Here is a 13,463-nt window from a genome sequence, read left to right as displayed (position 1 = left end):
GACCCGTTTGCCCCTGACCAGCTCGACGATCCGTATCCGGTCTATGCCCATGCCCGGCGCGATCAGCCAGTCTTCTACAGCCCACGCTTCGATATGTGGGCGGTCACGCGCTATGACGACATCTGCACCGTCCTGAAGCAGCCCCACATCTTCTCGTCCGCCGGGGCGCTGGAATCCACAAGCGTCCTTCCCGCGCCGGTGAACGCGGTGCTCGAACGGGGCTACCTCACATTTCAGTCGCTGGTGCAGACCGATCCGCCGGATCATGCCCGCGTGCGGGCTGTGTTTGGGAAAGCGCTGACCCCGCAGCGTGTCGCGTCGCTCGAGCCCCGGATTCGCGCGCTGACCAACCAGTTGATCGACGCCTTTATCCAGGATGGGCAGGCGGATCTGATCACGCAGTTTGCCTTTCCGCTGCCGGGACTGGTGATCTGCGATCTGCTGGGCATCCCACGCGCAGATATCGCGCGGGTGAAGCGTGGGCATGAGGGCAGGCAACTGCTGATGGGCGCAACCGCCCCCGTCGAGCAGTTGGTCGCCGCCGCGCACGCATACGTCGAGTACCAGGGCTACATTCGGAAGCAGCTGGAGCAGCGCGTCGAGCAGCCCCAGGATGATCTGCTGACGCTGCTGGTTCCGGCGGAGATCGGCGGCAGCGCGCCGCTGAGTCTACAGGAGGCCGTCTGCAATGCGATCGATCTCTTCGCCGCGGGACACGAGACGACGACGGGGCTGATCGGCAATGGCCTGGCGCTGCTCCTGTCGCATCCGGCGCAGATGCAGGCGCTACGTGACGATCCGGGGTTGCTGCCGGGGGCGATCGAGGAGATGCTGCGGATGGAATCGCCGGTGCGCGGCTTATTCCGCATGACGACGAGCGAGGTGGTGCTGGGGAATGCCCTGCTGCCGAAGGGCGCGCGGCTGCTGGTGCTGTATGGCTCAGGGAATCGTGACGAGACACAGTTCTCCGACCCGGATACGTTCGATATTCGGCGTGCTGATGCCAACAAACATGTTGCATTTGGCAAGGGCATTCATTTCTGTATCGGCTCGGTCTTAGCCCGGCTCGAAGGACGGATCGCCTTTGAGACGCTCCTCCAGCGCCTACCGGGGCTTCGTCGCCACGCCGACGAGCCGGCGGTTCCACGGCCCTTCTTAATCATGCGGTGTTACGATCATTTCCCGATCGTGTGGGATCGGGTGCCAGCTGCGTGAGCAGACCGGCGTGACCAGGAGGGAGGCGGGCTGCTCCGCATGACCGCCACAACGCGCTCGCTGCTAGATCAGGCGCGGCGGCGAGGCGTGCCCGTGGGGGCGACCAGCCGGGGCGAATTGCTCGAAGCCTTCTTGGCAAGCCCACGAGTCAACGGCTGGTGGCGGTGCTCAGGAGCAGCCAGGCCACTGGATCACATCGCATCCAGGGCCGCGAGCGTCCGGCGAGTCTGCTCGGTGTCGGGATGCTGCGAGCCAAGCCGCTGCTCGAAGATCGCCAACGCTTGCTCAAGGGAGCGCCGCGCCTGCGCCGTCTCGCCGCGCGCGTGGAGCAGCTCGCCCAATCCGCGCAGCACCGTGGCGGTGTGGGGATGGTCCGTGCCGAGCACCCGCTGACAAATCGCCAACGCCTGCTCCAGATAGCTCTGCGCGTGCGCGTACTGCCCCTGAGCCTTGAGCACCTCGCCCAGGTTGTTAAGGCTGTCGGCAGTGTCGGGATGGTCGGCGCCCAGCACGCACTGACAAATCGCCAACGCCTGCTCCAGATAGCCCTGAGCTGCTGCGTACCGCCCCTGGGCCTTGAGCACCTCGCCCAGGTTGTTGAAGCTTTGAGCGGTGCTGAGATGGCGCGTGCCCAGCACGCGCTGCCGGATGCCCAACGCCTGCTCGAGGTAGCTCTGGGCTGCTGCGTACCGCTCCTGGGCCTTGAGCACCTCGCCCAGGTTGTTGAGGCTGTCGGCAATGTCGGGATGGTCGGCGTCCAGCACGCGCTGCCGGATGCCCAACGCCTGCTCCAGATAGCTCTGCGCGTGCGCGTACTGCCCTTGTTCATACAGCGCCAGGCCAAGGTTGTTGAGGGTTAGCAGGGTCAAGGGATGGTCTGGGTCCAACACCCGCTGACAAATCGCGAACGCCTGCTCATAGTAGCCCTGCGCCTGCGCGTACTGCCCCTGGGCTTCCAGTACGCCGCCCAGGTTGTTCAGGCTCCTGGCGGTTTCTGGATGATCGGTGCCCAGCACGCGCTGCCGGATGCCTAACGCCTGCTCATAGTAGCCCTGCGCGTGCGCGTACTGCCCCTGGTAGTAGAGCACGTTACCCAGGGTATTAAGGCTTTGTGCCGTGTCGGGATGGTGGATGCCCAGCACGCGCTGCCGGATCGCTATGGCCTGTTCCAGGTACCCCTGTGCTTCAGGATAGGCGCCGAGCTGCCATACATGCTCGCCCAGCGCATTGTATAACCCTGCGCTTCGTGCATCCGAGCGCGGCTGTGCCGCCTCCATGATGAAGCGGAGATGGGGCTGGACCGCCAGCAGCGGACGGGGATTGCGGCGCTTGTTCAAGTCATCCGCCACGCGGAGCATCGTCGCTTCCACCGCCACCTGCGCCGCTCCATCGACCAGCACGGCCTGCACAAAGGCCGCGACCAGCCGATGCATGCGGAGGTTCCCCGCCGCGTCGGTGTCCAGCAGCCCCAGGTCGATCAGCCGCGTCAGGGCATCCTCGGCCATGAGTGCTCCATCAGGGTCATCGTCCGGCAGATCCAGCGTTTGGAGCAACAGCCAGCGCGGCAGCGGCTCCCCCGGCGCGAAGCAGGCGGCATGCGCGAGGAGCGTCAGCGCCAGCGCATCCGTCCGCTCGGCAGGATCGAGCCGCGCGTAGCTCTGCTCAAACGTGCGTGCGACATGCTGCACATGCTGCGTCGGCGACAGGCCCGCCGCCTGAAGCGAGCGATCATCGAGGAGCGTCGGGGCCTGGAGGCGCTCCAGGTACTGCGCGGGCGTGAGCGCGTGGCGGTATTTCGCCAGAAAGCTGCCCGCGAGATGGAGCGCCAGCGGCAGGTCGCCGAGCGCGGCAGCAATCGCATGAAGGTCGGCGTCGGCGGCGGGGAGGTCCGGGCGAAACGTGCGCAGCAGCGCGAGACTCTCGGCGCGGGGCAGCACGTCGAGCGGGAGCGGATGCACGCCCAGTGCCACGTCCCAGTGGCGGCGGCGGCTGGTGATCAGCACGCGGCAGCCGCCGTGGCTGGGCCGCCACTGATCGAGCAGCGCCTCGTCCTCGCAGTTATCGAAGACCAGCAGGCGCAGCAGCGGCTCCTTCCAGGCCGCCAGCACGCGCTGAACCTGCTCGTCGAGCGGGAGCGTCCCAAACGCTGGACTGAGCTGCATGGCATCAGCGCCGCCACACGCCGCCACTTCGGACGGGATGGTCGTAGGATCGGCGAAGCTCAGCCAGAAGACGCCACCCGGAAAGCACTGGCCGTAGCGGTGGACGAACTCGCAGGCGAGCTGCGTCTTGCCGATGCCGCCCAGGCCCGTCGCCGCGGCGATCTCCAACTGCCCAATTGCCGCAGTCTCACCGATCGTCAAGGCACGTGCGACTTTGTGGAGGTCGGCGTCGCGGCCCACAAAGAGCGGATTGCGCCGCAGCGGCATGCGCGAGCCGGGCGGCAGCGGCGCAGGCGGGGGCACCGTGTCCAGCGGGATCGGTGCGACCGGGATCGGGGCCTGGTCCGTGGATCGCGGCGCGGCCTCGATCCGGCTCAGCGCTGGGGGTAAGCGATCGACGCTGCGCTCGCCACGGGCAACCTGAAGAAAGCGCGCGCGCTCGTCCGGCGGCAGATCCAGACAGATGGCAAGGCGCCTGGCAATCGTCGGCGATGGCCGCGCCGTATCGGCCTCAATCTTCCGGATGGTGACTTCGGCGCAGCCCACGCGCTCGGCTAAGGCGGCCTGGGTCAGATCGAGCGCTTTCCGGCGGCGGCGGACCCACGATCCGATCGAGTACTCGGTCTTACTATCATCGGCCATACCACGTTCCCCCAAGAGCGAGCGCTGCACACGATCAGGATGCAGGTGTTGGTGGTGGGCATACGTAATCGTAAAAGATCGCTTAACTATATCGCTTTTGTATCGAAAACCGATCCCACAGCCTGGGACTGGCATGGTCTACTAGAAGCGCATTGTGGCTATCCATCGGCAGGACCCTTCTGGGGCGGCGCTGAGGATACCGATGCACGGGTGTTCGTCGCACAGCCTGTACCCCCCAAGGCACCGGATAGGCCGGAGCGCGGTCGAGTGTGACCGCTGGTGCCGACGCCGGATGATCCTGAGGCAGACGCGGGCCGGTTCGGGTCCGTGTGCTGATCCTGTCCGTTCCGCTGTTCGATCGTGCCAGGAGGAGGTAGCTATGTCGGCCTTGCTTCGTCTGGTTTTTTTGTTCGCCCTGACGGTGTCCCTCATCGTTCCCGACGGTCGTATCTTCGCGTACGAACCAGACACGACGTGGGAAGCGAGTCGCCCCCTGACCAAACTGATCCTCGCCGCGCCTGGGCAAACGCACAGCGTTGTGTATGATGGCGCGACGATCGAGCTTGGCGCGCAGGCGGTTGCCACCGACACGCCGATCAGCATCACGCCGCTCGCGCAGCAGGAGTTGCCGACGCTGGATGCGGGCATGACCACGTTACCCACGGGCCGCGCCGGGGCTACCGCTTCCTGCCCCACGGCACGCGCTTCCAGGAGCAGATTCGGCTCTCGCTGCCGTATGATCCCGCGCTGATCCCGCCCGGCCTGACCGCGCAGGACATCAAGACCTTTTACTTCGACGAGCAGAGCGGCTCGTGGAAGGCGCTGGAGCGCGTGGCAGTGGACACCCAGGCGGGCGTGATCGTCAGCCTGACCGATCACTTCACCGACATGATCAACGCCACGGTGACGGTGCCCGATCATCCTGAGGCGCTCTCCTATAATCCGACCAGCATCAAGGACATCAAGGCCGCCGATCCCGGCTCCGGTATCAACCTGATCGATCCGCCGAGCGCGAATGCCACGGGCGACGCGCGGCTTGGCGTGCCGATCGAGGTGCCGCCCGGACGCAACGACATGCAGCCGGAGATCAGGGTCAGCTACACCTCCGGCGGCGGCAACGGCTGGCTCGGCCTCGGCTGGGATCTTCAGCTTCCGGCGATCACCGTCGACACGCGCTGGGGCGTGCCGCGCTACGAGGCCGCCCGCGAGACGGAAACCTACCTTTTGAACGGCGAGCAGCTTACGCCGGTGGCCCATCGCGCCGCGCCCCAGGCGCGCACGGTGGAGAAGGTCTTTCACACCCGCGTGGAAAGCGGGTTCGAGCAGATCATTCGTCACGGCGATGGGCCGAGCACGTACTGGTGGGAGGTCGTCGCCAAAGACGGCACGCGCTTCTTCTACGGCGGCACGCCGGAGCGTAACACACCGGACGCAGCGGCCACCCTCACCGACGACGGCGGCCAGATCTTCCGCTGGGCCTTGCAGGAGACGCGCGACCTCAACGGCAACCGCATCGCCTACACCTATGCCCGCGTGAGCGATGTCGGCGTGGAGGGCGGCACCGTCCCCGGCGTGCAGCTCTATCCCCAGGCGATCAACTATACCGGCTCCAACGGCACGCCCGGCGCGTACACCGTCACGTTTATCCGCGACCGCGAGCTGCCCGACTTTACCCGCCGCGCGGATGTGATCATCGACGGGCGCGGCGGCTTCAAGCAGGTCACGGCGGATCTCCTGAAACGGATCGAGGTCACATTTCAGGGATCGCTCGTGCGGCGCTACGAGCTGACCTACCGCGAAGGCTCGTTCAAGAAGACGCTGCTGACCGCGATCACGCAGTACGGCGAGGACGGCACGGCCTTCCATACCCACGAGTTCGGCTACTACGACGATCTCCACGAAGAAAACGGCGCGTATGCCGCCTTCGATCCGGCGCAGCCGTGGAATACCGGCGCGGATGACGTATCTGCCGGGCTGCTGGGCCACGGCCAGGCCAGCGCGATCAGCGGCAATCTGACCGAGGGCGTCGGCGGCCATCTCTACCTCGGCTTCAACCCGACGCTGCCCTCCAAGCATGGATCGTTCGGTGGCAAGGTCGGCTACAACCAGAGCACCAGCGAGGGCGTGCTGGCGTTTCTCGATCTCAACGGCGACGAGCTGCCCGATAAGGTCTTCAAAGACGGCGACGGCTTTGCCTTCCGCCTGAACCAGTCGGGGCCGAACGGCACGACCGAGTTCGGCTCTCCCATCACGCTGCCGACGCTGCCTGCCCTCTCGCGCGAGCAGGCGAAGATGGTATCCGCCGGGGCGGAAGCCTACCTGGCCGCTAACGTCTTCGCCAATCGGTCGAGCACCGTTACGACCGGCGCGATCTACTTCAGCGATGCCAACGGCGACGGGCTGCCCGATCTGATCCGCAACGGCCAGGTGCTCTTCAATCACCTGAACGATCACGGTGTGCCGACCTTCACCGCCAATAGCGCGGATACGCCCGTGCCGATCGGCAGCGGCGCGGTCGACGGCACCGATCTGCTGCCGAACTACGACGACCTCTACCAGGAGCAGATCGACGCCTTCCCGCTCCACGACACGCTGCGCCGCTGGGTCGCGCCCTACGATGGACGCATCCAGATCGGCGGGACGGTCGCGCTCGTGGAGGATACCAGCGACGCACGCAGCGCGTACCAGACGGCGGACGGCGTGCGCGTGGCGATCCAGCAGAACGGCAGCGAGCTGTGGTCGGCGCGGATCGGGGCGACCGACTACGCCGCCAGGACGCCGACGGGCGTCGACGCGCTGGAGGTCACGGCTGGCGATCGAATCTACTTCCGCGTCCAGTCGGTCCTCGACGGCGCGTACGATCAGGTGGCCTGGAGTCCGACGATCGCCTACCTCGACGCGCCCGTGACCAGCGATGTCAACGGCCTCAACCCGTACCAGTATCAGGCGGCGGACGACTTCGTGCTGGCGGGGCGGACGGGCATGCACGTCCAGATGCCGATCACCGGCACCGTGCGGCTGTCGGGCGATCTCGTCAAGCGCGGCGCGACCACCGACGATCTGACGCTGGAGGTCTTCAAGAACGACGCGCCGATCCTGTCCAAAACCCTGAGCTGGGACCAGACCGGCACGATCGCGCTGGACGAGCAGATCGCGGTGGTGCAGGGCGATGCGCTGCGGCTCCATGTCCGCGTCGACTCGCCGATCGATGTGCGCCAGATCGCCTGGACGCCCAACCTGGTCTATACGGCGGCGCCCGGGAGCGTGCGCGTCGCCGACGATCAGGGCAATCCGTTGATTGAGGTCGATCCGCCCTACGCCATCGATCTCTACCCGGCGAGCAACCTCCAAGCGCCGCAGGCAGCGTGGACCGCGCCGCAGGCGGGCACGCTCACCGTCACGCCGCAGCTCACGGCGGACGGCGACGCGGCGACCGATGGACAGGTCATGTTCACCGTCAAGCGCCAGGGCGCGCTGCTCGCCAAGCGCGCGATCACGATCGCCGACGGGCAGGCGGAGCCAGTGACGCTCCCCGTCGACGTGCAGCAGGACGAGCAACTCTTCTTCACGTACAGCACGAGCGATCCCGCGCTGGCCGCGAAGCTGACGAATCCAACCGTTGTCGTAGCCTACAGCGACGGCACGCCGACCCCGGTGCCGAGCGCGCTCTACAGCGCGACGACCACCGATCTGTTTGCGCAGCCGTACCGGGGCTGGAGCTACGTCGGCTACAACGGCAATCGCGACCGCGCCACGCAGCCGATCGACGAGTCGCGGCTCGTGCTCGACCTGGAGCAGCTTCAGCGCGACGGCTACGATCCGTCCACGGCGACGGCGTATGCCTTCAACCCGTCGCCAGCGACCAACCGCTGGGTCGGTCCCGACGACGGCGGCTGGGTCACGGATAGCACGATCAGCAGCGCGCGCATGGGCGCGGACGCGATCACGGTGCCGACGCCGGAGCTGGTTGCAGGAGCGCGCGCGGTTAGCCGGCTCAGCCGCACGAAGCAGACGGCGATCGGCGGCGGCGTGAGCTTCCTCGACGGCTCGATCTCGACGGGCACCAGCGGCAGCGAGCTGGACTACCTCGATCTGAACGGCGACCGCTTCCCCGACATCGTCGCCAACGGGCGGGCGCAGTACACCACGCCGACCGGTGGCCTGGAGCCGCAGAATCGCGCGCTGCCGGGCATGAGCCTGCCCCGTGGCAGCAGCGAGAGCGCCCGCAACATCGGCATCGGCGGCAACCCGGCCCACTTCAAGGCAGATGCGCGCGGCGAGGTCAACACCTCCGGGCAGACAGCGCCACGCGGCAATACCACCGGCAGCCAGATGGTGCAGTTGGGCTTTGGCGGCAGCCTCGGCGATGGCAAATCCGAGGCCGAGACGGATCTGATCGATCTCAACGGCGACGGCCTGCCCGATCGCGTCTCGCGCGACGGCGGAACGCTGCTGGTCGCGCTCAACCTGGGGTATCGCTTTGCCGCGCCGGAGCCGTGGGGCGCCGCGCTGCTCAACGATGGCCGCAGCGAGCAGGCGTCGATCGGCGCGAATCTGGGCTACAACGACGGAATCTATGGCTTCGGCGGTGGCCTCTCGCTGAGCAAGAACGAGTCGGAGACGCGCCAGACGCTCGACGATCTCAACGGCGACGGGCTGCTCGATCGGGTCCGGCTGGCGGGCGGCAGCCTGCGCGTGGCGCTGAACACCGGCAACGGCTTCGCGCCGGAAACCGTGTGGAGCGGCGCGCTGCCGAAGGGCATCGCGACGAGCCAGAGCGTGGGCCTGGGCGGCGGCCTCTACTTTACGATCGCCGTGCCGCTATGTCTGGTCGCCTGCTACCTGATCGTCAATCCCGGCGCGGACTACAGCCAGACGATGGCCCGCCAGGAGACGATGTTCCGCGATGTCAACGGCGACGGCTACACCGATCATGTCTTCAGCACCAACGACGGCACGCTGACGGTCGCGCGCAACCGCACCGACCGCACCAACCTGCTCAAGTCGATCGACCGCCCGCTGGGCGCGACGATCGATCTGGAATATGAGCGCGACGGCAACACCTACGATCAGCCGCAATCGCGCTGGGTGCTCTCGAAAGTCGCCGTGCATGACGGCCACGCGGGCGACGGCGTCGATACGCAGCTCACGACCTACCGCTACGAGCAGGGCCGCTACAACCGCCTGGAGCGCGAGTTCTACGGCTATGCGAAGGTGACGGAGGAGCAGCGCGACGCCGGTAACGGCGCGGCGGTCTATCGCCGGGTGATCCGCGAGTTCCACACCGACAGCTACTACACCAAAGGGCTGCTCACGAGCGAGCGGATCGAGGACGCGGCGGGTCGACCGTTCAGCGAGACGGAGCACACCTACCGGCTGATCAACGTGGACACCGGCGATGAGTTGGTCAACGCGCAGAGCACGACGGCCACGGTCTTCCCGCAGCGCATCCGCACCGACGAGCGCTTCTACGAGGGCCAGCTGCAGCCGGGCAAGAGCACGTTCACCACCTACCAGTACGACGCGCTGGGCAACGTGACGCGCTTCTTCGACGCGGGCGATACCGGCGCGCAGGATGATGTCACGGCGACGATCGGCTACACCAATTGCCCTGAGACGTATGTTGTGGGCACGCCGAACGCGATCGTGGTCATGGGCAGCGGCGCGACCATGCGCCAGCGCGAGGCGACCGTTGATTGCGCGACGGGCGATGTGGCGCAGGTGCGCAAGTACCTCGCCGATGGCAGCGCCGCCGTGACCGATCTGGCCTACTTCCCGAACGGCAATCTGCGCACGGTGATCGAGCCAGCGAATAGCCACGGTCAGCGCTACCAGCTCACGTATGAGTACGATTCGGTGGTGCAGACCCACGTCACGAGCGTCACGGACAGCTTCGGCTATCGCTCCGGCAGCACGTACAACCTCACGTACGGCACCACCGCGAGCACGACCGATCTCAATGGGAACCGGACGACCTACACCTACGATGTGTTTGGACGCACCACCAGCGTCACCGGCCCGTATGAGCAGGATGGCGACACGGCCACGATCCGCTTCGCCTACCACCACGACGCGGCGGTGCCCTGGGTGCTGACCGAGCATCTGGACAAATACCGCAGCGCGACCGACACGATCGACACGGTGATCTTCATCGACGGCCTGAAGCGGGTGCTCCAGACCAAGAAGGACAGCACGATCCACGCGGGCGTGGATGCGTCGCCGGTGGACGTGATGATCGTCTCCGGACGGCAAACGTTTGACTTTGTGGGCCGCGTCGTCGAGCAGTTCTACCCTGTGACCGAGCCGCTCGGCACGCCCGGCACGTTCAACCCCACGTACGACACGATCCAGCCGACGCGCACGACCTACGACGTGCTGGATCGCACGACCAGGACGGTGCTGCCCGACAACACCGCGACGACGATGGTGTACGGCTTTGGCTCCGATCGCCTCGGCGCGACGCAGTTCGTGACGACGGTCACGGATGCCAACGGTATCGAGAAAAAGACCTATCAGAATGTGCGCGAGCTGACGACGAGCGTGCAGGAGTTCAATACGCTGGAGGATGGCACCGCGCAGGTGATCTGGACCAGCTACGGCTACGATCCGCTCGATCAGATCGTGCGCGTGGAGGACGACCGGCACAACATTACGCGCGTCGCCTACGATAACCTCGGACGCCGCACGGCGATCGACAGCCCCGACGCGGGCAAGACCGAGCTGGTCTACGATCTGGCCTCGAACCTGATCGCCAGGATCACCGCCAACCTGCGCGCCGAGGGCAAGCAGATCTCCTACGCCTACGACTTCAACCGCTTAGCGGCGATCAGCTACCCGACCTTCACTGGCAACAACGTGACCTACACCTACGGCGCGCCGGGCGCGGCGGACAACCGCGCGGGGCGGATCACGCTGGTCACGGATGAGTCGGGCAGCGAGGAGCGCTTCTACGGCAAGCTGGGCGAGATTACGAAGGAGATCAAGACGGTCGCCAGCGCGACGCAGGGCCGGGGTCCCAGCGCGCCGGAGGTCTATACCACGACGTATGTCTTTGACACCTTTGGTCGGCTGCAAACGATGACCTATCCCGACGGCGAGCGGCTGACCTACGCCTACGATTCGGGCGGCCTGGTGCGGCAGGCGGTCGGCCAGAAGGCGCAGTACACCTACAGCTACCTGCGGCGGCTAGAGTACGACAAGTTTGAGCAGCGGGCGTTTATGGAAGCCGGGAACGGCATTCGCACGCACTACCGCTACCGCGCCGATAACCGCCGCCTGGAAAACCTGCAAGCGGGCAAGGGCGAGGGCAATCGCTTCCAGAATCTCAATTACCGCTACGACAACGTCGGCAATATCCTGAGCCTGGCGAACGATGTGCCGGTGCCGCATCCCAACACGTTCGGCGGCTCGACCACCCAGACCTATCGCTATGACGATCTGTACCGGCTGGTGGGCGCGTCGGGCACGTACCAATTCAATCCCGACAAGACCAATCGCTATGAGCTGGCGCTGTCCTACGACACGATCCACAACATCACGTCGAAGCGGCAGCACAACGAAATCATCCAGCCGTCAGGCACGCCGATTGAGCAGAAGAAGACGAGCTACGATTGGACCTACACTTACGACGGGGCGCAGCCGCACGCGCCGACCCACATCGGCGAGCGCACCTTCCGCTATGATGCCAACGGCAATCAGGCGGGCTGGGATCACGATCAGAACGGCACGCGGCGGACTATCGTCTGGGACGAGGAAAACCGTATCCAGAGCCTCTTCGACAACGGCCACGAGCACACCTACGCCTACAACGACGCGGGCGAGCGGGTGATCAAGCGCGGGCCGCAGGGCGAGACGGCCTACATCAACCAGTACTTCACCATGCGCAACCGCGAGGTTGGGACCAAGCACGTCTATGTCGGAGAGACGCGCGTCGTCTCGAAGCTGCTGAAGCAGGACAAGCCGGGGGCTAATCCGAGCGGACAGGTGCCGCTGGAGAAGGATCAGTACTTCTACCACGCGGACCATCTCGGCAGCACGGGCTACGTCACCGACGCCAACGGCGACCTGTACCAGCACATCGAGTATTTCCCCTTCGGCGAGACGTGGGTCGAGGAGGCCAGCAACACGCAGCGGACGCCCTATCTGTTCACGTCGAAGGAACTGGACGAGGAGACGGGCCTCTACTACTACGGCGCGCGCTACTACGATCCGCGCACCAGCGTGTGGCAGAGTACCGATCCGATTCTGGAGAAGTATCTGCCGAGCAGGAAGGACGCGGCCCAGAGCGACGAGGACACGAGCAAGCTTCCCGGCATGGGCGGGGTGTACAACTCGCTGAACCTCGGGCTGTACAGCTATAGCCATCAGAATCCGGTCAAGTTTACGGACCCGGATGGGCGCGCTCCGACCAAGGATAGACAAGTTAGAGACAGGAAACGCGAGAAAATCTATCCAGTTTCGGTAGCCGTCGGAGCAGGTGTTACATTGATAACACTACCTTTTGGCGGAGTTAGCATAGTTGCTGGCGGAACTGCTGGTTATGCTACTCATAAAGCCAGTCAAAGAACAAAGACTGGCAGGCTTGAGGCTCTTGACTATCTCCGCAAATTCCCGCCTGGAACGATGGGGCATTTAGTGCGTGAAAGCCTTGCCCCCATTGCCCCATTCGTCGGCGATTTTGCAGCAGGTACTATAGCTGAACATTATAAGGATAGAGAAGCCTTTCTATACCTGTCTGTGACTGGACCAAGAATCACAGACTTTGCGAAAACCGAAACTACGTATTGGAAGCAACAGAAAGGCGCGGCAGGTTTCATAGGCGGCAACACACCTTGGCAGGTGAGAGAGAGGATTTTGCTGCGAACAGCAAAACGACTCGGCCTCAAAGTACCCTAAAATGATCTGTCGTGCTTAAATCACCAGATCAACAGCGTTCGGAGCAGGAAGGATTGCCTTCCTGCTCCGAACGCTCCTAACAAGAAGCGCAGAGTTTCACGTCTCCAACAAACTCTTCCATTGGCCCGAACGTCCTGACTTCTGCCAACCCACCCTCATCCCCTCATTCGCTACCCTCGGCTTCCCTACGCCAGCACCTCGGCGATCTCGGCGTACTCCGCGCCGCCGGTCAGCGCCAGGAAAATATCTTCGAGCGATTGGCCGGTGCTGCCCTGGCGCAGTTCGTTCATCGTTGCCGATGCGATCACCCGCCCGTCGGAGATGATCGCGACTCGATCGCACAGCCGCTCGGCGATCTTAAGAATAACGGATCGTGCAGCAGCGTCCCCTGTCAACCGTCGGCGAGCCGCTGATCCTCCTTGTGGTACGCGGGGCCGGTGAGCTGCTGCTGAGCGGGTGGCAGCCACTCCGCTCCAGAATGGCCCCGGCTTTTCGGATCAATCCGTTGGCTTCAGCAGGCGAATGGTGGCAAACACATGAGCGGGACTC

At 65.2% G+C, this 13,463-nt stretch carries 4 protein-coding genes; 3 read left to right on the top strand and 1 reads right to left on the bottom strand.

The window, feature by feature from the left end; translation table 11 throughout:
- Positions 1-1,215, top strand: a 1,215-nt coding sequence (locus VFZ66_01050) for a cytochrome P450 (GenBank protein HEX6287741.1), incomplete at its 5' end; no start/stop codon positions are given.
- A 191-nt stretch (positions 1,216-1,406) separates the two neighbouring features.
- On the opposite strand, the gene fxsT is transcribed toward VFZ66_01050, so the two are convergent.
- Positions 1,407-4,019, bottom strand: a complete 2,613-nt coding sequence (fxsT, locus tag VFZ66_01045) for an FxSxx-COOH system tetratricopeptide repeat protein (GenBank protein HEX6287740.1) — start codon at positions 4,017-4,019, stop codon at positions 1,407-1,409.
- A gap of 379 nt (positions 4,020-4,398) precedes the next feature.
- Between fxsT and VFZ66_01040 the strand changes: the two genes are divergently transcribed.
- Positions 4,399-4,770 (top strand): hypothetical protein, encoded by a 372-nt coding sequence (locus VFZ66_01040; protein HEX6287739.1) that lies wholly within the window; start codon positions 4,399-4,401, stop codon positions 4,768-4,770.
- Between the two features lie 80 nt (positions 4,771-4,850).
- The gene (locus VFZ66_01035) at positions 4,851-12,914 is read left to right on the top strand and encodes a SpvB/TcaC N-terminal domain-containing protein (GenBank protein ID HEX6287738.1); all 8,064 of its coding nucleotides are present in this window, start codon (positions 4,851-4,853) and stop codon (positions 12,912-12,914) included.
- The last annotated feature ends 549 nt before the right edge of the window (positions 12,915-13,463 follow it).

The sequence above is a fragment of the Herpetosiphonaceae bacterium genome, assembly GCA_036374795.1.
In the GTDB taxonomy this organism is placed as follows: domain Bacteria; phylum Chloroflexota; class Chloroflexia; order Chloroflexales; family Kallotenuaceae; genus LB3-1.
The sequence above is the reverse complement of the archived record's forward strand: the minus strand, read 5'-3'. Positions and strand labels throughout refer to the sequence as shown.

Bases quoted from the DNA above. Each gene is read 5' to 3' on its own strand.
- fxsT (HEX6287740.1), bottom strand. From the start codon at position 4,019: ATGGCCGATGATAGTAAGACCGAGTACTCGATCGGATCGTGGGTCCGC.
- VFZ66_01040 (HEX6287739.1), top strand. From the start codon at position 4,399: ATGTCGGCCTTGCTTCGTCTGGTTTTTTTGTTCGCCCTGACGGTGTCC.